Origin of the sequence: Micromonospora sp. NPDC005707, from assembly GCF_040631005.1 — a bacterium.
Lineage (GTDB): Bacteria > Actinomycetota > Actinomycetes > Mycobacteriales > Micromonosporaceae > Micromonospora.
In genome coordinates this window covers 107,980-132,196 of sequence record NZ_JBEXYR010000012.1, presented here as the reverse complement: position 1 = coordinate 132,196, position 24,217 = coordinate 107,980, and the positions used below count along the sequence as shown (strand labels likewise).

General features: G+C 74.6%; 23 protein-coding genes and 1 pseudogene. 11 read left to right on the top strand and 13 right to left on the bottom strand.

Annotated features, from left to right (window positions below; genetic code table 11):
• Positions 1-27: 27 nt before the first annotated feature.
• Entirely contained in the window at positions 28-792 is a 765-nt protein-coding gene (locus ABZ452_RS23600) for a polyprenol monophosphomannose synthase (protein ID WP_357946792.1), read from the top strand.
• 54 nt (positions 793-846) lie between these two features.
• Complete coding sequence (locus tag ABZ452_RS23595; protein WP_357946653.1) at positions 847-1,362, top strand: FxsA family protein; 516 nt, start codon at positions 847-849, stop codon at positions 1,360-1,362.
• Positions 1,363-1,428: 66 nt separating this feature from the next.
• Here the strand turns inward: ABZ452_RS23595 and ABZ452_RS23590 are convergent, their stop codons facing one another.
• A complete protein-coding gene (locus tag ABZ452_RS23590) occupies positions 1,429-1,770 on the bottom strand; it encodes an RNA polymerase-binding protein RbpA (RefSeq protein WP_046564157.1) in 342 nt (113 codons plus the stop codon).
• A 220-nt stretch (positions 1,771-1,990) separates the two neighbouring features.
• Here ABZ452_RS23590 and ABZ452_RS23585 point away from each other — a divergent pair, with 220 nt between their 5' ends.
• Positions 1,991-3,472: a peptide MFS transporter gene (locus ABZ452_RS23585; RefSeq protein WP_357946650.1), complete on the top strand. Its 1,482-nt coding sequence runs from the start codon at positions 1,991-1,993 to the stop codon at positions 3,470-3,472.
• A gap of 12 nt (positions 3,473-3,484) precedes the next feature.
• Here the strand turns inward: ABZ452_RS23585 and ABZ452_RS23580 are convergent, their stop codons facing one another.
• The 3 genes from ABZ452_RS23580 to ABZ452_RS23570 form a co-directional block, all read right to left on the bottom strand.
• Positions 3,485-4,075, bottom strand: coding sequence for a pyridoxamine 5'-phosphate oxidase family protein (locus tag ABZ452_RS23580; RefSeq protein WP_357946648.1), 591 nt, complete (start codon positions 4,073-4,075; stop codon positions 3,485-3,487).
• A 73-nt stretch (positions 4,076-4,148) separates the two neighbouring features.
• The gene (locus tag ABZ452_RS23575; protein ID WP_357946645.1) at positions 4,149-5,267 is read right to left on the bottom strand and encodes a hypothetical protein; all 1,119 of its coding nucleotides are present in this window, start codon (positions 5,265-5,267) and stop codon (positions 4,149-4,151) included.
• Positions 5,268-5,293: 26 nt separating this feature from the next.
• The gene (locus ABZ452_RS23570) at positions 5,294-5,872 is read right to left on the bottom strand and encodes an XRE family transcriptional regulator (RefSeq protein ID WP_357946643.1); all 579 of its coding nucleotides are present in this window, start codon (positions 5,870-5,872) and stop codon (positions 5,294-5,296) included.
• Between the two features lie 96 nt (positions 5,873-5,968).
• Here ABZ452_RS23570 and ABZ452_RS23565 point away from each other — a divergent pair, with 96 nt between their 5' ends.
• The gene (locus tag ABZ452_RS23565) at positions 5,969-7,396 is read left to right on the top strand and encodes an MFS transporter (RefSeq protein WP_357946640.1); all 1,428 of its coding nucleotides are present in this window, start codon (positions 5,969-5,971) and stop codon (positions 7,394-7,396) included.
• Here the strand turns inward: ABZ452_RS23565 and ABZ452_RS23560 are convergent.
• The gene (locus tag ABZ452_RS23560; protein ID WP_357946637.1) at positions 7,342-8,706 is read right to left on the bottom strand and encodes an MFS transporter; all 1,365 of its coding nucleotides are present in this window, start codon (positions 8,704-8,706) and stop codon (positions 7,342-7,344) included. The two genes, ABZ452_RS23565 and ABZ452_RS23560, sit on opposite strands and share 55 nt — an antisense overlap.
• 71 nt (positions 8,707-8,777) lie before the next feature.
• Between ABZ452_RS23560 and ABZ452_RS23555 the strand changes: the two genes are divergently transcribed.
• From ABZ452_RS23555 to ABZ452_RS23535, 5 genes are all read left to right on the top strand, one after another.
• The gene (locus tag ABZ452_RS23555) at positions 8,778-9,428 is read left to right on the top strand and encodes a TetR/AcrR family transcriptional regulator (protein WP_357946634.1); all 651 of its coding nucleotides are present in this window, start codon (positions 8,778-8,780) and stop codon (positions 9,426-9,428) included.
• A gap of 56 nt (positions 9,429-9,484) precedes the next feature.
• Positions 9,485-10,798 carry an NAD(P)-binding domain-containing protein gene (locus tag ABZ452_RS23550; RefSeq protein ID WP_357946631.1) on the top strand — a complete coding sequence of 438 codons (1,314 nt, stop codon included), beginning with the start codon at positions 9,485-9,487 and terminating at the stop codon, positions 10,796-10,798.
• Positions 10,795-11,619, top strand: coding sequence for an SDR family oxidoreductase (locus tag ABZ452_RS23545; protein ID WP_357946628.1), 825 nt, complete (start codon positions 10,795-10,797; stop codon positions 11,617-11,619). The genes ABZ452_RS23550 and ABZ452_RS23545 overlap by 4 nt, the downstream gene beginning before the upstream one ends.
• Before the next feature lie 9 nt (positions 11,620-11,628).
• Positions 11,629-12,138, top strand: a complete 510-nt coding sequence (locus tag ABZ452_RS23540; protein ID WP_357946625.1) for an NUDIX domain-containing protein — start codon at positions 11,629-11,631, stop codon at positions 12,136-12,138.
• A 114-nt stretch (positions 12,139-12,252) separates the two neighbouring features.
• Positions 12,253-12,801, top strand: coding sequence for a GNAT family N-acetyltransferase (locus ABZ452_RS23535; protein WP_357946622.1), 549 nt, complete (start codon positions 12,253-12,255; stop codon positions 12,799-12,801).
• A gap of 11 nt (positions 12,802-12,812) precedes the next feature.
• Here the strand turns inward: ABZ452_RS23535 and ABZ452_RS23530 are convergent, their stop codons facing one another.
• The 3 genes from ABZ452_RS23530 to rox (ABZ452_RS23520) form a co-directional block, all read right to left on the bottom strand.
• The gene (locus ABZ452_RS23530; RefSeq protein WP_357946619.1) at positions 12,813-13,514 is read right to left on the bottom strand and encodes a sulfite exporter TauE/SafE family protein; all 702 of its coding nucleotides are present in this window, start codon (positions 13,512-13,514) and stop codon (positions 12,813-12,815) included.
• Positions 13,515-13,525: 11 nt separating this feature from the next.
• The gene (locus ABZ452_RS23525) at positions 13,526-13,951 is read right to left on the bottom strand and encodes a DUF1232 domain-containing protein (RefSeq protein ID WP_357946617.1); all 426 of its coding nucleotides are present in this window, start codon (positions 13,949-13,951) and stop codon (positions 13,526-13,528) included.
• A 72-nt stretch (positions 13,952-14,023) separates the two neighbouring features.
• Positions 14,024-15,451 carry a rifampin monooxygenase gene (gene rox / locus ABZ452_RS23520; RefSeq protein WP_357946614.1) on the bottom strand — a complete coding sequence of 476 codons (1,428 nt, stop codon included), beginning with the start codon at positions 15,449-15,451 and terminating at the stop codon, positions 14,024-14,026.
• Between the two features lie 371 nt (positions 15,452-15,822).
• On the opposite strand from rox (ABZ452_RS23520), the gene ABZ452_RS23515 reads away from it, so the two are divergent.
• The gene (locus ABZ452_RS23515; protein WP_357946611.1) at positions 15,823-16,302 is read left to right on the top strand and encodes a DUF1992 domain-containing protein; all 480 of its coding nucleotides are present in this window, start codon (positions 15,823-15,825) and stop codon (positions 16,300-16,302) included.
• A gap of 8 nt (positions 16,303-16,310) precedes the next feature.
• On the opposite strand, the gene rox (ABZ452_RS23510) is transcribed toward ABZ452_RS23515, so the two are convergent.
• Entirely contained in the window at positions 16,311-17,804 is a 1,494-nt protein-coding gene (rox, locus tag ABZ452_RS23510) for a rifampin monooxygenase (protein ID WP_357946608.1), read from the bottom strand.
• Positions 17,805-18,533: 729 nt separating this feature from the next.
• Here rox (ABZ452_RS23510) and ABZ452_RS23505 point away from each other — a divergent pair.
• The gene (locus ABZ452_RS23505; protein WP_357946605.1) at positions 18,534-18,782 is read left to right on the top strand and encodes a hypothetical protein; all 249 of its coding nucleotides are present in this window, start codon (positions 18,534-18,536) and stop codon (positions 18,780-18,782) included.
• A gap of 75 nt (positions 18,783-18,857) precedes the next feature.
• Here the strand turns inward: ABZ452_RS23505 and ABZ452_RS23500 are convergent, their stop codons facing one another.
• From ABZ452_RS23500 to ABZ452_RS23485, 4 genes and pseudogenes are all read right to left on the bottom strand, one after another.
• Positions 18,858-19,337: a hypothetical protein gene (locus ABZ452_RS23500; RefSeq protein WP_357946603.1), complete on the bottom strand. Its 480-nt coding sequence runs from the start codon at positions 19,335-19,337 to the stop codon at positions 18,858-18,860.
• Positions 19,338-19,592: 255 nt separating this feature from the next.
• A complete protein-coding gene (locus tag ABZ452_RS23495; protein WP_357946600.1) occupies positions 19,593-22,820 on the bottom strand; it encodes a glycosyltransferase in 3,228 nt (1,075 codons plus the stop codon).
• The gene (locus tag ABZ452_RS23490) at positions 22,817-23,401 is read right to left on the bottom strand and encodes a hypothetical protein (protein ID WP_357946597.1); all 585 of its coding nucleotides are present in this window, start codon (positions 23,399-23,401) and stop codon (positions 22,817-22,819) included. Before ABZ452_RS23490 ends, ABZ452_RS23495 begins: the two co-directional genes overlap by 4 nt.
• Before the next feature lie 445 nt (positions 23,402-23,846).
• Positions 23,847-24,191: pseudogene (locus ABZ452_RS23485) on the bottom strand (hypothetical protein); the annotation flags it as partial.
• Between the last annotated feature and the right edge of the window lie 26 nt (positions 24,192-24,217).

The window sequence follows — 24,217 nt, the reverse complement described above, 5'->3', positions numbered from 1 at the left end:
ACGGTGGGCGTGGCAGCCGACAGGCGGATGGTCGGCCATCCCGGGGTGGGACGGGTCCTCGTGGTCATTCCCACCTACAACGAGGCCGACAACGTCGACCGGATCGTCGCGCGGGTACGCGAGGCGGCGCCGGCGGTGGACGTCCTCGTCGCCGACGACAACAGCCCCGACGGCACCGGCGCGATCGCCGACGGCCTGGCCGGCGCCGACCCGCACGTGCAGGTGCTGCACCGCCCCGGCAAGGAAGGCCTCGGGGCCGCCTACCTGGCCGGTTTCGCCTGGGCCCGGGAGCGCGGCTACGACGCCGTGGTGGAGATGGACGCCGACGGCTCCCACGCCCCGGAGGACCTGCCGGCGCTGCTGGACGCCGCCCGCGACGCCGACATGGTGATCGGCTCCCGGTGGACCCGCGGCGCGCGGGTGCTGAACTGGCCGCTGCGGCGGCTGCTGCTGTCCCGCGCCGGCAACCTGTACGCGCGCCTCGCGCTGGGCGTGCCCGTGTCCGACGCCACCGGCGGCTACCGGGTGTACCGGGCGGCCGCGCTGGACGCCATCGACCTGGCCTCGGTGCGCTCCCAGGGGTACGCGTTCCAGGTGGAGCTCTCCCGGCTGGCGCACCGCGCCGGGGTACGCATGGTCGAGGTGCCGATCACGTTCGCCGAGCGGGAGCACGGCGACAGCAAGATGAGCCCGCTGATCGTGGCCGAGGCGCTGTGGCGGATCACCACCTGGGGATTGCGGGACCGGCGGGCGGCGGCACGCCGCCCCGACGCGTTGGCCCGCTGGCCGTGAGCGCGGGCGTGTCATGCTGGAAGGGCGTGATGACCCCCGGGCGGATGAGGTGAGATGCGCCGAGGACTGAAGTACGTACCACCGGCCCTGCTGCTGCTCGCGCTGCTGGAGCTGACCGTTTTCGTCCTGGTCGGCCGGGGCGTCGGGTTCGGGTTCGCGGTGCTGCTGGTGTTCGCGGCCTCGCTGCTGGGCCTGGTGCTGCTGCGCCGGGAGGGCATGCGGGCCTGGCGCGGCTTCCGGGCCGCCGTGGAGTCCGGCCAGCCGCCGGGCCAGCAGGTCACCGACGGCCTGGTGGGTCTGCTGGGTGCGCTGCTGCTGGCGCTGCCCGGCCTGGTCAGCGGCGTGGTCGGGCTGCTGTTGCTGGTGCCGCCGGTACGGCGGCTCGCCGGCGGCGGGGTGCGCCGGGCCACCGAGCGCCGGGTGTCGTCGATGGTCGCCGGTGACCTGTTCGGGCCCCGCCGCGTGCGGGTGCGCCGGGGCGCGCCGCAGCCCACCCCGGCGCCGCAACCGTCGCCGGTGACCGAGCCGGGCCGCGCCATCGAGGGGGAGATCGTCGAACCCGGCCGGTGAAACCGGACAGACATGACGAAGCGCCCCCGGGGTTGTCCCCGGGGGCGCTTGCGTCGTTACGGGTGCTCAGGCGCGACCGCGGCGGGTGCGGACCTCCTGCAGCCGCTCGGCGAGGATGTCCTCCAGCTCGGCGATCGAACGCCGCTCCAGCAGCATGTCCCAGTGGGTGCGCGGCGGCTTCGCCTTCTTCTGCTCAGGCTCGCTGCCGTCGACCAGGCGGGCGACGCTGCCGTCGAACTTGCACTCCCAGGTCGTCGGGACCTCGGCGTCGACGGCGAACGGCACCTCGAACTGGTGCCCCTTCGCGCAGAGGTACTCGCGGGTCTGACGCGGCGCGAGCTCCGTGTTGCGGTCGGATTCGTAGCTGACTGCGCCCAGTCGGCTACCGCGCAGCATACGCTCGCCCATGATCGACTTCCCCTCGTTCGTGGTGCTGGTCTTCAGGTGTAACGGCCCGTCACCGCCGCCCCATTCCCGGCACGCCGAGGGCCCGGCGCGGGGTCGGGATCCTCAAGAGTAGCCGGTCATGACAGCTGCCCGGCGGGGTCGTCCCCGGCCGGGCCGAATCGGTGGAGTGTTTCGACTGTCAACGGGGATGTTAGCCGCCTCCACGCGTGCGGAGGTGACGATGACCGGTGACGCGCCGGCCGGGGCCCGGGCGCCCGGCGGGAAGACCTTCTTCGGCCACCCGCGGGCGTTGTCCACGCTGTTCCTCACCGAGATGTGGGAGCGGTTCAGCTTCTACGGCATGCGGGCCATCCTCGTGCTCTACCTGACCGCGTCGGTCGCCGACGAGGGGCTGGGCATCGGGGAGTCCACGGCCAACGCCGTCTACGGCACCTACAACGCCATGGTCTACCTCATGGCGCTGCCGGGCGGGTGGGTGGCCGACCGGCTGATCGGCGCGCGGCGCAGCGTGCTCTGGGGCGGCGTGGTGATCGCGGCCGGGCACTACGTGATGGCCGTCCCGGCGCGGTGGAGCGTGTTCGCCGGCATGACGCTGATCGTGCTCGGCACCGGCCTGCTCAAACCCAACATCTCCACCATGGTCGGCGACCTCTACGACCGGGACTCCCCGCGCCGCGACGCCGGCTTCTCGATCTTCTACATGGGCATCAACCTGGGCGCGTTCATCGCCCCGCTGATCACCGGCTTCCTCGGCGAGAAGATCAACTGGCATCTGGGCTTCGGCGCGGCCGCCATCGGCATGACCTTCGGGGTGATCCAGTACGTGCTCGGCCGGCGCAACCTCGGTGACGCCGGCGCCCGGCCCGCCGACCCGCTGCTCGGCGCGGACCGGCGGCGGGCGCTGACCCGCATCGCCGTCGTCGCCGTGGTGGTGCTCGTGGTGCTGGCCGTGCTCGCCCTGATCGGGCTGTTCACCGTCGACACGGTGGTCAACCTGCTCACCCTCGTCACCGTGCTGGTCACCATCGCCTACTTCGTCCGCATCCTGACCGACCGGGAGATCAGCGGCACCGAACGCAGCCGGATGAAGGCGTACGTGTGGCTGTTCGTCTTCGCCGCGGCGTTCTGGCTGATCTACGACCAGGCCGGGTCGGTGCTGAACATCTTCGCCGAGGACCAGACCGACCGGAACGTGGGCGGCTTCACCTTCCCGGCGTCCTGGCTGCAGTCGGTGAACCCGATCCTGATCATCATCGGGGCGCCGCTGGCTGCCGCGCTGTGGCTGAAACTCGGGCACCGGGTGTCCACGCCGACGAAGTTCGCCGTCGGCCTGGTGCTCAACGGCCTGTCGTTCGTGCTGATGGCCGCCGCCGCGCAGGCCGCCGTCGGCGGCGATCTGGTCTCCCCGTGGTGGCTGGTCGCGGTGTACGCCATCCAGGTCGCCGGCGAGCTGGCGCTGAGCCCGGTGGGCCTGTCGGCCACCACGAAGCTGGCCCCGGTCAAGTACGCCAGCCAGATGCTGGGCCTGTGGTTCCTCGCCACCGCCGTGGGCGACGCGATCGGCGGTCAGGTCGCCCGGCTCGCCGAGAGCTGGTCCGAGCCGACGTACTTCCTGACCTTCGGCCTGGCCTCGGTGGTGCTCGGGCTCGCCGCCGTGATGTTCACCCGGCAGATCCGGCAGCTGATGGCCGGCATCCACTGACCGGCCCGGATGTCACCGGGCCGGGGTCGGCGGCAGGGGCAGCGGCAGGCCCGGCAGCCCGTCGATGCTTGTCGCCACGTGCTCCTTGCCGGCGAAGTACGCGCTCAGCGACGCGTCGTCCTCCCGGGCGAACCGCCGCCCGTGCAGGTCGCGGTCGGCCTCGTAGGTCATCAGCGGGACCGCGTAGCCGCACGTGTCGCGGATCAGCTCGGCGCGGACCACGACGACGGCCCGCAGGCCGTGCAGGCCCGGGTCGATGTCGGGAAAGTGGCCCAGCAGCTCCGGCCAGCGGGGGTCGTCGCGGAACACCGGCTCGCCCCGCCCGTGCACCCGGACGATGTTCGGCGGGCCGGTGAAGGCGCACCACATCAGGGTGATGCGGCCGTTCTCCCGCAGGTGCGCGACGGTCTCGGCGTTGCTGCCGGCGAAGTCCAGGTAGGCGACCGTCAACTCGTCGAGGACGGCGAAGGAGCCGCGCAGGCCCTTGGGGGAGAGGTTGATGGTGCCGTCGCCGGCCAGCGGTGCGGTGGCTGTGAAGAACATCGGCTGCGCCTCGATGAAGGTCCGCAGCCGCCCGTCGATGCGCTCGTACGTCTTTCCCACGTCCTGATCATCCCCGCCGCGGCGCACCTCCCGCTGACCCGTCCCAGCCCGTGGCCGGCGGGCGCCGTCGCCCTCAGCTCGTGCGGGAGCCCAGCCTGGCCAGCGCACCGGCCAGGTCGCTGACCTGGTCGGCGAGCTGTGCGGCACGCCGCTGGGCGGCGTCGCGGTCGGTCTCGGCGGCGGCCACCCGTACGGTCAGCTCCGCCAGCCGGGCCTCGACGGCGGCGGCCGCCTGCCGCGCGGCCGCCAGGTCGGCGGCCAGGGCGTCCCGCTCGGCGGTCCGGGCCGCCAGCTCCTCCCGAGCGGCCGCAGCCGCCGCCCGGGCGGACTGCGCCTCGGCGGCCTCCGCGCGGGCCCGCTCGGCCGCCTCCTGCCCGGCCTGCCGCGCCGCCTCGGCCTCCGCGCGGGCCCGGTCCGTCGCGGCACGGGCCGCCTCGGCGTCGCCACGGGCCCGGTCGGCCTCGGCGCGCAGCCGCTCGGCCCGCTCCAGGGCCTCACCCGCCGAGCGGGTGGCCCGCTCGGCGTCGATGCGGCCGGCGTCCCGTTCGGCGGTCAGGTCGCTGACCCGGCGGCGCTCACCGTCGCGTTCGGACCGCACGGTACGCAGCTCGTGGCGGGCCGCGTCGCGGTCCCGCTCGGCCTGCACCCGCAGCGCCTGCGCGGCCCCGGCCTCGCCGCGGGCCTCGTCCCGGGCCGCCTCGGCATGCCGGGCCCGGTCGGCGGCCGCGGCCGACGCCGCCTCGGCGCGGTCGGCCCGCTCCCGGTCTGCGTCGCGTTCGGCCAGCGCCGCCTGCGCCTCGTGGCGGGCGCGGGCGGCGGCCGCGGCGGCGTCCTCGGCGTCCCGCCGGGCCTCGTCGCGTGCCGTGTGCGCCGCGGCCACCTGGGCGGCCGTCTCGGCGCGGACCTCGGCGAGCTGCCGCTCCACCCCGGCCGGGGACAGCTCGGCGTGCAGCGCCTCGGTGAGGGTCTCCACGATCTGGTCGAGCCGGTCCACCGCCTCCCAGGTACGGGCCACCTGTCCGGGCAGGCCGGGCGCGTTGCGGTGGCGCATCCGGGAGTTGCGCGACGCCCGCTGGCAGGCGCCGTCGTTGTCCCGGCAGTACCGGAAGGGCCGGCCCGCGCCGGCGCGCTGCGGCACGTCACGTCCACAGTGGGCGCAGGGGCGGGTCTCGGGGGCGGTCTGGGCGTCCATCGGCGGCGAAGTCTAGTTGCCGCGGGTCACGACGGTGTCGACGGCCCGGTGCGGACGACGGCCTGGTCGCCGTGTGGTCCGAACAGGTGCAGGATCTCGACGGTGGCCGTGCCGGCGGGGCCGAACCAGTGCGGTTCGCCAGTGTCGAACTCGGCCACCTCGCCGGGACGGAGGATGAACTCGCGGTCACCGAGGACGAGGCGGAGCCGGCCGGCGAGGACGTAGAGCCATTCGTAGCCGGCGTGGGTGACGAGCGTCGGCTCCCGGGGCGCGAGGACCTGCTTGAAGACCTGGACCCGCCCCGGGTACTGGGTCAGGGGCACCACCGCACCGCCGCGCCGTCGCCGGTGCGGCCGCAGGTGGACGCGGGGGTCGCCAGTGGCCGGCGCCGCCACCAGCTGGTCCAGCGCGACGCGATGGGCGAGGGCCAGCGGGATCAGCAGCTCCAGGGTGGGGCGCCGCTTGCCCGACTCGAGCCGGGACAGCTTGCTCACCGAGATGCCGGTCTGCGCCGCGAGGGTCTCCAGCGTCAGTCCGCGGTCGCGGCGCAGCGCGCGCAGCCGCGGCCCGATGCCGTCGAGGAGTTCCGCGAGATCGGTTTCCACACCCGCCATCTTTGCGGTTTCCGCAAGAAGGCTGGGCCCGGGGGCCCGCCCGGTTCGAGCATGACGGGGCATGTTCCCCGACCTGGAGGTGAGCGCGTGGCCGCGACATCCCTGACCGTGCGATCCGAGCTGACTGCGCGCCGGCGGTGGGCGGTGCTGGCGATCTGCGCGCTGAGCATGTTGCTCGTTGGGCTGGACACCACCATCGTCAACGTGGGCCTGCCCGCCATCGGGCGCGGGCTGGGGGTGGGCACCCGGAGCCTGGAATGGGTCGTGGACGCCTACACCGTGATCCTGGCCAGCCTGCTGATCTCCGCGGGCGCGCTGGCCGACCGGCTGGGCCGCCGCCGGGTCTTCCGGTGGGGGCTGGTCGTCTTCGGCGTCGCGTCCGTGGCGTGCGCGGTGGCCCCGTCGCTCGGCGCGCTCGTCGCGGCGCGGGCCGTCCAGGGGGTCGGCGCGTCGATGCTCAGCCCCGTGGCCCTGGCCATCGTGGTGAACGCGATGCCCGACCCGCGGGAACGGGCACAGGCCATCGGGATCTGGGCCTCGGTCTTCGGGCTCAGCATGGCGGCCGGACCGGTCGCCGGCGGCGCGCTCATCGCGGCGCTGGGCTGGCGGTCGGTGTTCTGGATCAACGCCCCGGTCATCGTCGCCGCGCTCGTGCTGAGCGCGCGGTTCGTCCCGGAGTCCCGCGCGCCGCGGGCCCGGCGGCCCGACCTGCCCGGCCAGGTGCTCCTCACCGTCGTGGTGTGCCTCTGCGTCGCCGTGCTCATCGAGGGCCCGCGCATCGGCTGGGCGTCGCCGCCGGCCTGGGCCGCGTACCTGGTCGCCGCCGCGGCCGCCGGGGGTTTCGTGGTGGTCGAGCGGCGTCGCCGCGAACCCCTGATGGAACTGGGACTGTTCCGGCGGCCGGCCTTCGCCACGGCGGTGCTGGGCGCGGTGGCCGTGTTCGTCGCGCTGACCGTGAGCCTGCTGCTCACCACGCTGTACCTGCAGCACGGCCACGGCTGGACCCCGCTCGCCGCGGGGGCCGCGACCCTGCCCCTGGCGCTGGGGGCGACCGTCTGCGCGCCGCTGTCCGGCCGGCTGGCCGGGCGCTACGGGGCGCGGCGGCCGCTCCTGCTCGCCGGCACGTTCCTCACGGCCGGCGGGCTCATCCTGGTCGACCTGCGCCCCGACCCGGATCTCCGGCAGCTCCTGCCGGCCTACCTGCTCATCGGCATCGGCTTCGGCTTCGCCAACGCCCCGATCACCAACACCGCGGTGAGCGGCCTGCCGCCGGCGCGGGCAGGCGTCGCCGGGGCGATCACCTCCACCGCCCGGCAGCTCGGCTCGGCCGTCGGCATCGCCGTCGCCGGGGGCCTCGTCGCCGGGGTCGGCCCGGCGGGCCTGGCCCGCGCGTCCCGCCCGGGCTGGCTCCTGGTCGCGGCCTGTGGCCTGTTCCTCTTCGTCGTCGCCGGCGCGGCCCGTCAGGCGGCGCCGTCGCGGCCGGCGTCGGCGCGGGCCGCGCGGTCGAGGGTGTAGCGGCGTTGCAGCAGCACGGCGACCACCATGAGGGCGGCCGGCAGCAGCCCGAAGCCGTACCGGATCGCCGTCAGCGCGCCCGCCGACTGGGTGACCGTCTGCCCGGCGGCGGAGGCCACGAAGCCCCCGGCGGCCAGGCAGAGCGCATAGGCGTAGGGGCCCAGCGCCGCGCCGGTGGCCTCGGTGGCGGTCCACACCCCGGTGTAGGTGCCGGCCCGGTCGGTGTCGGCGGCCCGGATCACGTCGGGCAGCATCGAGAAGGGCAGCAGCTGCATCCCGGCGAACGCCACCCCGAGCACCGCCACCGCGCCGACCAGCACCGGCAGCCCGGCCGGCCGGCCGACGGCCAGCACCAGCGCGCCGACGGCGAAGGCCAGCTGGCCGGCGAGCAGCGCCGGCTGCTTGCCGACCCGCCGGGCCACCGCCAGCCAGGCCGGGGTGACCAGCAGCGCCGGCGCGACGAACGCGGCGACCAGCACGGTGGTCAGTTTCGGGCGGCCCAGCTCGTACTCGGCGTAGTAGGGCACGCCGGCCAGCACGAGGTGGGTGGTGGTCGACATGGCCAGGTAGGCGCCGACCAGCCAGCGGAACTGCCGGTCGCGCAGGCTCGCCGCCAGGGTCGCCCACCCGCCGGCCCGGTGCGGCGGTGACGGCACGGCGGCGGTGCGGCGCAGCCGGTCGATTCCGGCGACGCCGACCACCATGGCCGCGAGCATCCCCACCGCGAGCAGGGCAGCCATCCGCAGGTAGCCGGCGCGGGTGGCGGTGTCACCGCCGGCCAGCAGCGGCGCGAGCAGCCCGGAGATCAGGATGCCGAGGGTGAGGACCACCATCCGGAAGGCCATCAGCCGGGTGCGCTCGTGGTAGCCGATCCGCAGGTCCGCCGGGGTGGCCAGGTAGGGCACCTGGTACGCGGCGAAGAGCAGGTTCCCGGCGACGAAGAACACCGCCACCCAGGCCGCGGCCGGGGCGCCGTCCAGCTCGCCGGGCACGGCGAACAGCGCGGCGAAGGCCAGCGGCAGGGCGCAACCGGCCAGCAGCAGCCGCCGCCGGTGGCCGCGGCGGGCCTGCTCGACGTCGCAGCGGTGCCCGATCCAGGGGTGCAGCAGCACGTCGGCGATCTTCGGCACGAGCAGGGTGAGCCCCGCCAGCCACGGTGCCACGGCGAGGACGTCGGTGAGGAAGGAGAGCAGCAGCAGCCCGGGCACGGTGACCCAGACGCCCATGCCGAGCGAGCCGGCGGCGAAGCCGGCCAGCGGGCCGCGCGGCAGGGCGGCGGCGGCCTGCCGCCGCTGGTCGAGCCCGGTCATCGCCGCCTCCTCCTCGGGGCACGCCGCCCCCAATCCAACGGTTGCTGGATTGTAGGGGGAACAATGGCGGGATGACCATGCCCCGCCGGCGACCGGGCCGGCCCCGCCGCGGCGACGAACGGCCCACCCGGGAGCTGGTGCTCGCGGCCGCCACGGCGCTCTTCGCCGAACGTGGCTTCGACGCGGTCGGCCTGCGCGACGTGGCCGCCGCGGCCGGCGTCGACGTGGCCACCGTCGCCCACCACACGGGCACGAAGGCGGAGCTCTACGACGCCTGCTTCGCCCGGGTCTTCGCCGCCGAGCGGGAGGTCCTCGAGGCGGCCGGGGAGCGCGCCCGATCGGCCCTGGCAGCGGGGCCCGCCGACGCGCTGCGGACGCTGCACGAGCTGGTCGACGTGTTCGTCGACTTCCTGGAGGACCGGCCGGAGACGACCGCGCTGTGGCTGCGGCGCTGGCTGGAGCCGCACCGGCACGCCGACCTCGACCAGCGCTACTCGGCCCCGCTCTACGCGCTGGTCGAGGAGCTGCTCGCCGCCGCCGCCGCGGGCGGCGCGCTGGTCGAGCCGACCCCCCACGTCACCGTGCGCAGCCTGGTCTGGGCGGTGCACGGCCACGTGGTGGCCCTCGCCGCGGAGCACGGCTCGGACGCCCGGGAGCGGCGCGAGTTCCGAGCCTTCGTGCATCGCTTCCTCGATGGGCTGTACCCGCCGGCCAGCCCTTGACGGGCCGGCGCCCGCCGGGGATTATCCAGCGGTCGTTGGATTAAGGAGGCGGGGGCATGGCGGCACCACCCCGGGTGGCGGTCATCGGCGCCGGCGCGGCCGGACTGGCCACCCTCAAGGCCCTCGCGGACGCCGGCGTGCCGGCGGTCGCGTTCGAGGCCACCGACACCGTCGGCGGCCTCTGGGTGTACGGGTCACCCGGCTCGCCCGCGTACCGGACGCTGCACCTGAACACCAGCAAGGGGCGCACCCAGTTCGCCGACCACCCGATGCCGGCGCACTGGCCCGACTACCCGGACCACAGCCACATCGCCGGCTACCTCGCCGACTACGCCGACCGGTTCGGACTGCGCGACGCCGTGCGGCTGCGGCACACCGTCGAGCGGGTCACCCCGGCGGCCGGCGGTGGCTGGACCGTGCAGGCCACCGGACCCGACGGGCCGGTCCGCGTCGACGTCGAGGCCGTGGTGGTGGCCAACGGGCACAACCGGGTGCCGAAGTGGCCCGACCCGTACCCGGGCGGATGCACCGCGGAGCAGCTGCACAGCCACGACTACCGGGGCCCGGAGCAGCTGACCGGCCGGCGGGTGCTGGTCGTCGGCGGCGGCAACTCCGCCATGGACATCGCCGTCGACGCCTCGTACGCCGCCGCGCGGACCCTGCTGTCGCTGCGCCGCGGAGTCTGGGTGGTGCCCAAGTACCTGCTCGGCCGCCCCTCCGACACCCTCAACGGGGCGCTCGCCCGCCGGCTGCCCTGGCGGCTGCGGCAGCGGATCAGCCAGACCATGCTCACCGCCACCGTCGGCCCACCCGCCCGGTACGGGCTGCCCGCCCCCGCCCACGGCTTCCTCCAGGACCACCCCACGCTCTCCGACGGGCTGCTGTCCCGGCTCACCCACGGCGACATCCAGGCCCGCCCCGGCATCGCCCGGTTCGCCGGCGACCGGGTCGAGTTCACCGACGGCCGCGCCGACGAGGTGGACCTGGTGGTCTGGTGCACCGGCTACCGGGTGGAGGTCCCCTTCCTCGACCCCGAACTGCTCGGCGACGGCGCCGACCGGCTGCCGCTGTACCGGCACGTGTTCCACCTGGACGCCCCAGGGTTGGCCTTCGTCGGGCTGATGCAGTCCACCGGGGCGGCGTTCCCGCTGGTGGAGGCCCAGGCCCGGCTGGTCGCCGGGCGGCTCGCCGGCACCTGGGCGCCACCGGACCCGGCCCGGCAGGCCGCCGCCTGCCGGGCCGAGCTGCGCTCCGCCACCGCCCGGTGGGGGCAGCGCCGGCCGCACATGCGGGTCGACTTCGACGCGTACCTGAGCGAGCTGGAGCGGGAGCTGGCCGCCGGGCGCCGCCGGACGGGGGCACGGCGGTGAGCGGGCTGGCCGGACGGCGGGTGCTGGTCACCGGCGCGAGCGGCACCTTCGGGCGGCACCTGTGCGCCACGTTGACCGGCGCGGGCGCCCGCGTCGTCGGGCTGGACCTGCATCCCGACGAGAGCGGCGAGGTGCCGGTGCTCGGCTGCGACCTGACCGACCCGGCCGCCGTGCCGGCCGCGGTGGCCGCCGCCGTGGACCGGCTCGGCGGGCTGGACCTGCTGGTCAACAACGCGGGCGTGGGCGGACCGGCCCCGGCCGAGCTGCCGCCCGACGAGGTGGTCCGCCGGCAGTTGGAGGTCAACCTGCTCGCCGCCTGGCGCACCACGGCGGCGGCGCTGCCCGCCCTGGAGGCGGCCCGCGGCCGGGTGGTCTTCGTGGCCAGCCGGATGGCCGTGCTGCCCCTGCCCCTCGCGGCCGCGTACGGGGTGAGCAAGCGGGCCCTCGTCGCGTACGCCGACGCGCTGCGCCACGAGGTCGGCACCCATGTCGGGGTCAGCGTCGTCTACCCGAGCATGGTGTCCTCGCCGATCCACGACAGCACCGCCGAGGCCGGGCTGTCGCTGAGCGGGGTGTCCCGGATGGAACCCGTCGAGGGGGTGGTCGCCGCGATCCTGCGCGCCGCCACCGCCCGCCGGGCGCCCCGGGACGTGGCCACCACCACCCGGGGCCGGCTGGAGCTGGCCCTGGCCCGGCACGCGCCCGCGCTTGCCGACCGGGTGGTGCGCCGTACCGTCGCCGGGCGGATCGCCGCCGGGGACCTGGACGCCGCCCCGCTGGCCGCCGGCATGGTGCGGCGGCATCGGGAGGGCCGCCGGTAGGGTGCCGCCATGCCTGTCTCGCCCTACATCGCACGGATGCGCCGGCACATCGGCCGCGACCTGCTCATGCTCTACGGGGTCAGCGCCGTGGTGACCGACGAGGCCGGGCGGGTGCTGCTCGCCCGCCGCGGCGACAACGGCCGCTGGTCCGTGCCGGCCGGCACCGTCGACCCGGGCGAGCAGCCCGCCGACGCGCTGGTCCGCGAGGTCCGCGAGGAGACCGGCATCCAGGTCGAGATCGAGCGGATCGGCGGGGTGGCCACCCATCCGGTCGTCTACCCCAACGGGGACGCCTGCGAATATCTCAACGTCTGGTTCCGCTGCCGGCCGGTCGGCGGGGTGCCCACGGCCGACGGCGACGAGTCCCTCGCGGTCGGCTGGTTCGCCCCCGACGAGCTGCCCGAGCTGGACGAGTGGTCGCGCCTGCGGATCGCCACCGCGCTGCGGGAGGACCCGCACCCCTGGTACGCCGCGCCCGGCGAGCACCACCCCGCCCTGCACCAGCCGGACAACCTCTGACCCCTGTCAGCCCTGGCAGCAGGCTCTGCACCGCCACGTGCCCGTGCGTCGGGTCGACGCGACGCCATGGGAGCGGGCTCGCCGGGTGGCGGCGTGACGGGCCACACTACCGGGATGCCGATCGTGCTCCACGCCGCCGCCACCCTCTCCGCCCCCGGACTGTTGCTGCGACCCTGGCGCGACGACGACGCCGAGGCGTTGCTGGCCGCGTACCGGGATCCGGTGCTGCGCAGCTGGACCCGGTACCCGGTGACGACCCCCGCCGAGGCCCGGGCCTTCCTGCGCCGCAGCCGGCAGGGCTGGGCGGCCGACCGGCGGTTCAGCTTCGCGGTGCTGGAAACCACGGCCGAGGGGGAGCGGCTGGTGGCCAACGTGGTGCTCAAGGAGGTCGCGCCCGGACAACCGGCCGCCGAGGTGGGCTACTGGACGGCGGCGCCGGCCCGGGGCCGTGGGGTCGCGCCACGGGCCGTGGAGGCGGTCACCGGGTGGGCATTCTCCCGGTTCGCCGCGGGCGGCCTGACCCGGCTGGAACTGCTGCACCAGGTGGACAACCCGGCCTCCTGCCGGGTGGCCGAGAAGAGCGGCTACGTCTTCGCGGAGGTGCTGCCGGCCCGGCCGCCGTTCCCGCGCGACGGTCACCGCCACGTCCGCCTGCGACCCTGAGCCGGGCGCTGTCAGCGGCCGGCCAGGAAGAGCAGGGCGGCCGTGACCAGCCCCGCCTCCACCAGGGCGACGAACGTGCGGTCGTTGATCCGGCCGACGATCCGCCGCCCCACCCACGCCCCGGCCAGGGTGGCCGGGGTCAGCGCCGCGCCGAGCAGCAGCACCTCCTGGCCGAGCAGCCCCGCCCCGGCGTACCCGACGGTCTTGGCCAGGTGCAGGGTGAGCGCGGCGGCCGCCTCGGTGCCCACGTACGTGGCCCGGGTCAGCCCGTACGCCAGGAAGAACGGCGCGGTCAGCGGACCGACCGACCCGAGCAGCGCCGATCCGAGCCCGGAGGCCGCGCCGACCGCCACGAAGGTCCGCACGCCGGGCCGTTCGGGTGGCCGGCCGAGACGACGCCACGCCACCACGCCCAGCAGAAACACCCCGAGCAGCCGCTTCAGCGCGGCCAGCGGCGCGTGCGCCAACAGCAGCGCCCCGGCCAGGGCGAACGGCACCGCGCCGAGCGCGAACCGGCCGGCGAGCTCGGGATGCAGCTCGCGCCGGTTGAGCCAGACCCGCGCGCCGTTGCTGGCCAGCTGGGTGAGGGTGAGCACGGGCACCGCCACGCGCAGCCCGAACAGCGCGGTGAAGACCGGCAGCAACAACACCGCGCCGCCGAACCCGGTCACCGCAGAGAGCACGGCCAGCAGGAACGCCGCCGCCGAGGCCACCAGCAGGCCGGTCAGCGCTCGTGCCCCTCGGTGCCCGCTTCGGCCGCCGGCGCCGGGCCCAGCAGGCGAAGCAGCAGCCGGGGCTCGCCCGGCCAGGCGTCGAGCAACACCTGCCGGGGCACCTGCCGGCCCGCGTAGCGCAGCGCGAGCGCCACCACCACGATGTCGTCCAGCGGGCCGATGACCGGCAGGAACTCCGGAATCAGGTCGATGGGGCTGGCCAGCCAGAGCCCGGCGAACACGATCGCGACCCGCGCCCGGCGCGGCACCCGGGGGTCGCGGCGCAACCGGCGCACGGTGGTCAGGCAGTCCGGGATGAAGGCGGCCAGGTCGCGCAGGATGCCCGGCGGCAGCCGCCGGGCCAGCAGCACCAGCAGGGCCCAACTGGCCAGCAGGCAGGCCACGGCGACCCCGAGGCCGATGAGCCAGTCGCGCACGCCGGTGGTCCCTCCCGCCCGGGAGTACGGGCCGCCCGCCGGCCCACCAGGACTGTACGCCGCGCCTGCCGCTCAGCCGGTGGCCGCGCCGAACCACCTCGGGATCTGGGCGAGCAGACCAGCCTGGTCCTCGCCGGCCCAGGCCACGTGACCGTCCGGTCGCAGCAGCACGGCGGGCACGCCCAGATCCTCGCTGACGTCGACGACGTGGTCGATCCGGTCGGCCCACCCGGCGACCGAGAGTCGACCGGTCTGGTCGAGCAGCAGTCCACGTCCGCCACGCGTCAGCTCGTAGAGGCGGCCCCGCTTCAGGCCGACGTCCCGCATCCGCCTGCCGAGCAGCTCATGCCCCTCGCCGAAGTCATAGCGGACCCCGATCGCGGTGATCTTCTCGATCAGGTACCGGTTGACGTCCTCGAAGTCCATGAGTTCCGACAGCAGCCGGCGCACCGCCCGGATGCCCGGCTCGGGAGACAACAGCTCCATCTGCGCGCGGGTGTTGTTCAGCACGTCGTCGGCCACCGGGTGGCGCTCGGTGTGGTAGCTGTCGAGCAGCCCCTCCGGCGCCCATCCGTTGACCTCGGCGGCCAGCTTCCAGCCCAGGTTGAACGCGTCCTGGACGCCCAGGTTGAGGCCCTGGCCGCCGATGGGCGGATGGATGTGCGCCGCGTCGCCGGCCAGCAGCACGCGGCCGACCCGGTAGCGCTCGGCCTGCCGGGTGGCGTCGCCGAAACGGGACAGCCAACGCGGTGAGTGCACACCGAAGTCGGTGCCCGCGAAGACCCTCAGCTGCCGCTTGACCTCATCGAGGGTCGGTGGGACGGAGCGGTCCTCGGCCAGCCCCTCGGCGGGCACGACAACCCGGTACACGCCTTCTCCGAAGGGCCCGACGCCGAACCGCTTGTGGGTCTTGCGAACCTCGGCGACCACCGTGGCCACGGTCTCCGGAGGCACCGCCACCTCCATCTCGCCCAGCAGCGTCTCCACCCTGCTGGGCTCGCCGGTGAAGCCGACGCCGAGCAGCTTGCGCACCGTACTGCGGCCGCCGTCGCAGCCGACGAGGTACCGGGAACGCAGTCGCGTGCCGTCGGCCAGTTCGACGGTCACGCCGTCGTTGTCCTGGCTCAGCCCGACCAGCTCGCAGCCGCGGCGGAGGTCGGCGCCCAGCTCGGCGGCGCGCTCGGCCAGCAGGCGGTCGGTGGTGGTCTGCGGGATGCCGAGCACGTAGCCGTGCGCGGTGTCCAGCCGGTCGGGGGAGGGTTTGTCGATCCCGGCGAAGAAGCCGCCGAGCGGGTGCTGCCGGCCGAGCGCGAGAAACCGCTCCAGCAGGCCGCGCTGGTCCAGCACCTCGATGCTGCGCACGTGCAGGCCGAGCGCGCGGACGTACGGGGTGGGTTCGGCCTCCTTCTCCAGCACGACCACGTGCACGCCGTGCAGCCGCAACTCGCTGGCCAGCATCAGGCCGGTCGGGCCACCGCCGGCAATGATCACGTCGATCATGAAACCCCTGTTCCGGACGTGGAATGTCAACAGAGTCCCGCGTACTTCACGAAATCACCGATTTCCGCAGGTTCTGGCCTCGGCGGACGATTCTGCGGCACGACCCCGGTCTTGCCGCAAGACCCCCGGTGCGCTATATGTTGAGAGTGGCAAGGAGTGAGTGACCTCCTTGCCTTTGTCGTCTCTCGTCTCCGCCGTCCCTTCCGGCGGCGACCGCACCGCCCGCACCGGCGCGATCCCTCCGCGCGGATGACCGTGCCCTGTGCCGCACTCCCGCCCGGTGTCACCGGGCGGGAACACCCGAGTCCGGGTCCGCGCTGTACCACCAGGTCAGTGACCGGCGGATACGGTGGGAACGGGAGGTGACGGCGGTGACGGCAGGCTGGGAGGCCGCGGTCGAGGCGCAGATCCGCTCGGCCCAGGAGCGCGGCGAGTTCGACAACCTGCCCGGGGCCGGCAAGCCGATCCCGGGCCGCGACCTGCCCTACGACGAGGGCTGGTGGATCCGGAGCTTCCTGGAGCGCGAACAGCTTCCGGGCGATCTCCTCCTGCCCACCCCGCTGCAACTGCGCCGCCGCATCGAGCAGCTCCCCGACGAGGTCCGCGACCTGCCCACCGAGGAGTCGGTGCGGGCGTACGTGGCCGCCCTCAACACCGAGGTGGTGGCCTGGCTGCGCACGCCCACCGGACCGCGCGTCGTGGTGCGCCCGGTCGACGCCAACGACGTGGTCCGCGACTGGCGGGCCGCCCGGGAGCGGGCCGCCGCCGAGCGGGTGGCCGCGGCCACCGACCCGGCGGCCGTCCCGCCCGCGCCGAGGCGTCGCCCATGGTGGCCCTGGCGACGCCGCTGAGCTTCAACTCAGTTGGGATTGCCGAACCAGCGGGAGAGGTGCTCGTCCAGGCCCTGCTGATCGTCGCCGATCCAGGCGACGTGGCCGTCGGGGCGTAGCAGCAGGCACGGAACATCCAGCACCGCGGTGGGGTCCCCGAGGTAGTCGACCCGGTCCGCCCAGCCGCCGACGGTCAGGCGTTCGGTGCGGTCCAGCAGCAGGCCGCGACCACGGTGCAGCAGACCGTAGAGGCGGCCCTGCTTCACGCCGATGTCGGGCAGGCGGCGGCCCAGCAGGTCGGGGCCCGCGCCGAAGTCGTAACGGATGCCGATCGCGGTGATCTTCTCGAGCAGATAGCGGTTCACCTCGTCGAAGTCCATCAGTTCGGTGAGCAGCCTGCGCACGGCCCGCGGGCCAGGTTCGGTGGACAGCAGTTCCAACTGGGCGCGGGTGTTGTCCAGCACGTCCTCGGCCACCGGATGACGTTCGGCCTGGTAGGTGTCCAGCAGTGTTTCCGGCGCCCAGCCGCGGACCTGTGCGGCCAGTTTCCAGCCGAGGTTGACCGCATCCTGGACGCCCAGGTTGAGGCCCTGGCCGCCGATGGGCGGATGGATGTGCGCCGCGTCGCCGGCCAGCAGCACCCGCCCGACCCGGTAACGTTCGGCCAGCCGTGTGGCATCGCCGAAGCGGGACAACCAGCGCGGCGAGTGCACGCCGAAATCGGTTCCGGCGATGGTGCGCAACTGCTGCTGGAAATCCTCGATGGTGGGCGGTTGTCCACGATCGCCGACCGCCGCGCCGGGGACGATGACGCGGTAGACCCCGACGCCCGCGGGCCCGATACTGAATCGCCTGTCGCTCTCGCGGACCGCGGCCACCCTGGCGCCGATCTCCTCCTGCGGCACACCCACTTCCATCTCGCCCATCAGCGTCGCGGTCCGCGAGGGCTCGCCGGGGAAGCCGACGCCGAGCAGCTTGCGCACCGTACTGCGCCCGCCGTCACAGCCGACGAGATAGCGCGAACGCAGCTGTTCCCCGCCGGCCAGCTCGACGGTCACCCCGTCGTCGTCCTGCTGGAGACCGGCCACCGGGCAACCGCGCCGGACCTGCGCGCCCCGTTCGATCGCGTGTTCCTCGAGCAGGTGCACGATGACCGGCTGCGGGATGCCCAGCAGATAGGCGTGCGCGGAATCCAGGCCCTCGGGTGCGGGCTTGTCGATGGCGGCGAAGTAGGCGCCGGCCGGACGCCGCCGTCCGCGTTCGAGCATGCGTTCCAGCAGCCCGCGCATGGCCATCAGCTCGATGCTGCGGATGTGCAGACCGACTATGCGGGCGAACGACACGGGCTCGGTTTCCTTCTCCAGGACGAGTACCCGCACGTCGTGCAGCCGCAGTTCGGCGGCCAGCATCGCGCCGGTCGGCCCGCATCCGGCAATGATCACGTCGAACGCGACGGGCGGACGATCGGCGCCGGAGGCCGGCGACGGCGACGACGGCTGGGGGGTGAACCGAACAGAGTCCATAGGTGTTGCCTTCCGGGAGTGCCTTGGTGGGGAGGCGCTCCCGGCGACACCTACGTCAGTCGCCCGACCGTGACGGGACGGGGGAGCACCCACATCGCTACAGCGTTCATGGGTCTCACCTCCTCGGGCCGAGTCACGGGCAACTGCAAGCTACAAGCCGCGCACCAACCCGTCCACCCCTTTTCCTCGCCACGAGCCCGCCCGCCAATTAGCGGATTACCGGTAACACCAATCCGTTAAAGCGTCCGGACAATCCGGGCAAAAACTTGCGCACACCATAATGACGCTTTTGGTGTATCCCGGATCGCGGCCGAGTGCCCGGCAGTCCACAGCCCGCGCCGCCGGACGATCGCCGGGGATCTGGTCGAGAGCTGGATGCCGATCGAAATCGGCCCGCACCGGGACCCCGGCGAGCGGGAGGAGCCCACGCCGGGAGCCGCAGCGGGTGCTGACCGACGTGCGGGAGACGGTCGAGGACTGGCCGAAGATGCGCCAGCGGACCCGTGGCGCCGTCGTCGGGGACGCCGGAGGCGCACGAGAAGCCGCAGGTTCTCCGTCCCGTGGTCGGTCGCCCAGGGCCGCGCGTCGGCCGGACCTAGGGTCCGCAGCAGGAGCGACTCACCAGTGGCGGGTCCAGAGGGGACTGAGCGAGCCCACCCCGGTGCAGCCGGGTTCGCCGTCAGCAACGAGTCCGCCCGAACCGCCGTCGATCGAAAGGACCTCGTCACCATGGCCGTACCCGCTTCGGCGCCCGCGCCGCAGCCGCCCGGCGACCCGGGCGGGCGGCTCCTCCCGAGCCACAAGGCCCTGTTCCTCGCGCTCGTGTTCGTCACCGCGCTGCTGGTGGCCAGCTGGACGGGATTCATCGTCTGGGTCAGCACCGACCAGCTGGCCGACGCCGTCCTGCGGTCCGGTGTGGCCTTCGCCGGCACCGCCGGCCTCTGCCTCGCGGTCTGGACGGCGTACCGCCAGCGGTGACGTCGTGTGCATCCCGCTGGCCGACGCGAGGGCCCCGGGCGAGCCGGGGACGAGGAATTCCGCGCGCAGGTCGCCTCACTGGCCCAGGCGGCAGTGCGGGAGTGAGTGGGCCGGCGCCCGGCGCGCCCGGGCGGCATTGTCGGCGATCGCGACGTCGAGGAACGCGCCGACCCCGACCTCGGTGGCGTCGGCGAGCCGGGCGATGAGCAGCAGTCGCCGGCGCAGCGCCTCCGGCTCGCGGACCCCGGCCTGGGTGGGCCGCCGGCCGCCGGGGTACGGCAACATCCGGCGCCGGGCCGTCGAGGCGGGAGCGTCGTCGTCGAGTTGCGCCGCGAGCAGTGGCCAGACGTCCTGGCCGTCCGGGTCGAGCTCCTCGACGAGCAGCGCGGCGGTGTCGCCGAGCACGTGGTACGCCCACGGGTGGGGCAGTCGCGCCAGCCGGTCGACCGCGGCGTCGACGCCGGCCAGGTCCGACTCGTCGGCCGCCCGCACCCCGGCCACCACCGCGTTCCACAGCTCCTGTTCCGCCGGGGTCGGCGGGTGCCGCATCGCCATCTTCGCTCCGCTTCTGATTCTGCGAGGGGTCAGGCGTCGTGAGTTCGGGGGTGGCCGGCACGGGCCCGTAGGAGGGCGAGACCCGTGCCGGCCGCGGTGATCACCCCAATCACCGCCTTCGCGCCGCCGTGGCCTGCCGGCCCGCGGTGACGCCGTCTCCGGTGGCGGCGGGCCCGGTGGCCGCCCGCCAACGTGAGTCAAGTATGCGACATTTTTAACTGGTTATGACGATTTGAATGTGCGTGTTGCACGGCTTCACATCCTCACCGGGGTTGGTTCGCGTTCCACCGTGGTGGGACGCGAGACGGGCGGTGCCGCCGTCCGCCGACCGGTCGTGCGGCGGGGCCACGGCAGCAGCCGGGGTGGCCGCCGGGCGCTGAGGTCCTCGATCCAGCCGAGGGCCAGCACCAGGCCGATGATCAGCACCAGGGCCACGGCCAGGTAGCCCACCTGGCCGACCCGCCAGACGCCGATCAGGTCGCCCACGGCGAAGCAGACCGCGATGGCGGCGTTGTGCCAGAGGTAGATGGTCAGCGCGCGGCTGTTCAGCGCGGTCACCAGCCGGTCCAGCGGCCGGAGCCGGGACAGCCAGCCCATCGGCGGCGCGGCGCGCAGCAGCACCAGCACGAATCCGAGCGACCAGAACGCCTGCGCCACCGGGATGTCGTTGAGGTCGCGTCCCGCCTCCGGATGCGTGGCCAGCCAGCCGGCGCCCACGCCCAGGCAGAGGGCCGCGAAACCGAGCAGCGCCGGCAGCGGGAGCCGCCGCAGCCGGCGATCCTGGTGTGCGAAGCCGACCAGCCAGCAGGCGGCGAACGTGACCAGGTCGGTCAGCACCGACTCCACCGGCCCGTCGAACCCCGGCGCCGCGGTCTGGAGCAGCACCACGCCGGCCAGCGGCACGGCCACCGACACCAGCGGCCACCGCCGGTGCAGCGCCAGCATCGCGGGGGAGAGCAGCACCAGCCACAGGTACGTCACCAGGTACCAGAGCACCCCGGTCACGTCCGCCGCCCACTCGCTGCCCGGCGGCTGCACCAGCGGCACCGCCCAGCTCAGCAGCGCCGGCCAGGCCGGCCGGTCGGACCAGCCGTGCCAGAGCATCAGTGGCAGGAGCACCAGGGCCAGGGCCCACAGCCCCGGCAGCAGGCGACGCAGCCGGCCGCTGACCGCCCGCTCCGGCGTACGGTCCAGCGAGCGGGCCATCAGGGAGCCACCGAGGGCGAACATCACCCCCATGGCGGGGAAGACGAAGCTCAGCCAGGCGGCCCCGAACATGTGGTACGCGATGACCCGGCCCAGCGCGAGGGCCCGCAGGGTGTCGAACCAGCGGTCCCGGCCCGGCCGTGCCCCGGCGTCCGACGGCACGGGCGCCGGCTCGACCGCCTCGCCGGCCCGCTTGACGCGGCGCCAGCCCAGCCGCGCCCCGGTCAGCGCGGTGACCATGGACCGGGCCAGCACCAGGTACATCAGCTGGCGGTAGGCGAACTGCTGGATGGGCAGGGTGAGCAGCGGGCGCAGCGGCTCCCGGTCCAGCTTGAAGGCCACCGCCGCGGTGAGCAGCTGCACGCCCAGCATGACCAGCCAGGCCACGGCCGTCTTCGTGGTGTCCAGGAAGAACAGTCCGTAGACGGCGAGCAGGTCGAGCACGGGCCCGAGCAGGGGGAGCAGCACGCCGAACAGGGCGAGCATGGGCAGCCCGAAGCGGCCGAACCGGCGACCCGTGCCCTGGTCGCGCACGGCGCCGCGGTGCTTCCACATCGACTGGAGGGTGCCGTAGCTCCAGCGGTAGCGCTGCCGCCACAGGTCGCCCACCGAGGCGGGCGCCTCGGTCCAGGCCCGGGCCCGGTCCTGGTACACCACGCGCCAGCCGGCGCGCAGGACCGCCATGGTGACGTCGGTGTCCTCGGCCAGGGTGTCGCCGCTCATCCCGCCGACCTCGGTCAGCGCGCGACGGCGGAAGGCGCCGATCGCCCCGGGCACGGTGGGGATGCAGCCCAGCTTCTCGTAGAACCGGCGGTCCAGGCTGAAGCCGATGACGTACTCGATGTGCTGCCACTGGCCGAGCAGCCGGTGCCGGTTGGCGACCTTGACGTTCCCGGCCACCGCGCCGATGCGCGGGTCGGTGAACGGCTCGACGAGCCGCCGGATCGCGTCCGGCTCGAAGACGGTGTCCGCGTCGACGGTGACGATGATGTCGTGCGAGGCGTACAGGAGTCCGGTGTTGAGGGCGGTCGCCTTGCCGCCGTTGGGTTTGCGGATCACGCGGACGTCGGGCAGGCCGAGGGAGTCGACGAGGTCGGCGGTGCCGTCGGTCGACCCGTCGTCGACCACGATCACCTCGATCCCGCGGTGGTCGTTGGCGACCAGGGACCGGACGGTGGCGACGATGCCGGCCCGCTCGTTGTAGGCCGGCACGATGACCGAGACCGGCGCGTGGGTCACCCCCCAGGGCCAGCGGTGCACCCGCCGGCTCCGGGCCAACCGGCGGGCCAGCAGGAGCAGCAGCAGCGTACGGGTCAGCATGAGCAGCCCGACGACCACGAAGAGCAGGGCGAGGCCGCGCAGGATCCCGTCGGCCAGCCGGATCGCCCAGTAGACCGGGGCGGCCCGCCAGCGGTCCCCGGTGGACGCCCGGACGTTGCCGGCGTACGCGGCCGCCTCCGGTCGGGCCCGGTTCAGACCCCCGCTGATCGTGGTGAAGGTGTAGCCGCGGGCGCGCATCAGCGGGATGTACCGGTCCAGGGCCGCGAGAGTCTGCGACCGGTCCCCGCCGGCGTCGTGCAGCAGCACCACGGCGCCCGCGTCCCCGGCGGGCGTCAGGTTCCGCACGATGGCGTCCACGCCCGGCCGGGCCCAGTCCTCGCCGTCGAGGTCGTTGACCACGGTCAGGTAGCCCTGCCCGGCGGCCCGCTGGATCACCGGCCAGTTCGCGTCGTCGACGGCGCTGGGCAGCGACGAGTACGGGAAGCGCAGCAGGCTGGTGCGGACCCCGGCGGCGTGCACGATCGCCATCTGGGTCTGCGCGTACTCCATCCGCTGTCGCCAGGCGGGCAGCAGGCTGACGTCGGGGTGGGTGAAGGTGTGCACGCCCAGTTCGTGCCCCTCGGCCACGGCGCGGCGGGCCAGGTCCGGGTGGCGGGCCACCTCGGACCCGATGAGGAAGAACGTGGCCGGGGCGTGGTGCCGGCGCAGCACGTCGAGGACCCGGGGGGTCCAGGTCGGGTCCGGCCCGTCGTCGAAGGTGAGGGCGATGGTCCGCGCGGGCAGCCGGTAGGTGTGGGGTTCGTCGCCCCGCGCATCGAGCAGCGGCCCGCCGCGCAGGATCTCCGTGGGCACGGTGACCTGGTCCTCGGCGTCGCGGACGTGGTCGGGGCGGAAGGCGGCGTTCGCGTACGCCTCGACCAGCAGCACGGACCCGACCACCAGGGCCAGCGAGGCGACGACGAAGCGGCCGGCGGTGCGACGGTTCGGGAGGGTCATCCGACGACCTCCGGGCCGGTCCCGGGCAGGGCGGGCACGGTCGGCGGGGTGGTGTCGGGCTCGGTGGTCGCGGGCGGCGTCGGGGTGACCGGCGGCGCCGGGTCCTCCGGCGGTGGGGTCGGCGACGTGGCCGGGGTGGTGGGCCGGTCTGCCGGCGGCCCGACGACCGGGGCGGGCGCGACCTGCCGCGGCGCCGGGCGCGCGGTGCGGGCCGCGCGGTGCGCGGCGGCCGGCGCCGGTGGCACGCCGGCGGGTTCCGTCGACGGCGGCGCAGGGCGCGGCGTCGTGGTCCCGGGCGAGGGGGCGAGGACGGGTGGGCGGGTGGCTCCGCCGCTCGGTGCGCCGCCGACCGAGATCGGGCCGGGCAGCATCGGCGTCGCCGGGCCCGGCAGCAGGGCGGCGGCGGCCATCGGCAGGTAACTCAGCGAGGCCACCGCGACGAGGACGCCCGCGCGCCGGATCCGCTGCCGGCGGGCGCCGGTGGCATCGACGAAGACCGGGCGGCCGGGTCGGAACGGGACTGTTGTCATCGGAGGGTGCGGACCGCCGGGGAGCCCGTCGAACGAGATGCGAGAAGCCACCGGCTGAGGCTATTGGGGAGCTTGTGGGTGTATGTCCCGATTCGAAGGTGAGGGGAAGGGCTGAACTTTCACCATTCGCATATCCGGAAAAGGAGGCATGCTCGACCCAGACGGAACAGACGTGCGTTGAGCGACTAAACAGGATTAACATCCACAATGCTCCGCGAGCCACCCCGTTGCGGGGGTGGCTCGCGGATACGGCCGGTCAGGGCTGGTTGCGGTCGTCGATCTCGGTGCCGGACTCCCCGGGCCGGGCGCCGATCGCCTCCTCGGCGGCGCGCCCGCCGGTGCTCTCGTCACCCAGGTCCAGGCTGCTGCGGGGCAGCCCCGACAGCCCGGCCGGATCCTCGATGTCGCCCCGCACGCCCCGGTCGTCCTCGGTGCGGTCGTCGATCTCGGTGCCGGACTCCCCGGGCCGGGCGCCGATCGCCTCCTCGGCGGCGCGCCCGCCGGTGCTCTCGTCACCCAGGCTCAGGCTGCTGCGGGGCAGCCCCGACAGCCCGGCCGGATCCTCGGTCGGCTGGTCCGGCCAGTCGGCGGTCTGCCCGCCCGCGCCGCCGGCGGACTCCCGCCGTCCGACGCCCTGCGCGTGGTACACGCCGGGCACGCCCGGATCACCCGGATCGGCCAGACTCGTGTCCACCGGCCGGGCGTCCGGATCGGCCAGCCCCGCGCGGCGCAACATGTCGACAAGCTCGTCGTGCGGCATGCGCTCGGTGTCCGTTATTCCGGCCCCGCGCGCGATGGACCGCAGGGTGGTCAGGTCCTGATCTGCGAAGGTCTCGGCCATGTCGGTGCCTTCCCGGCGCCCGAGAG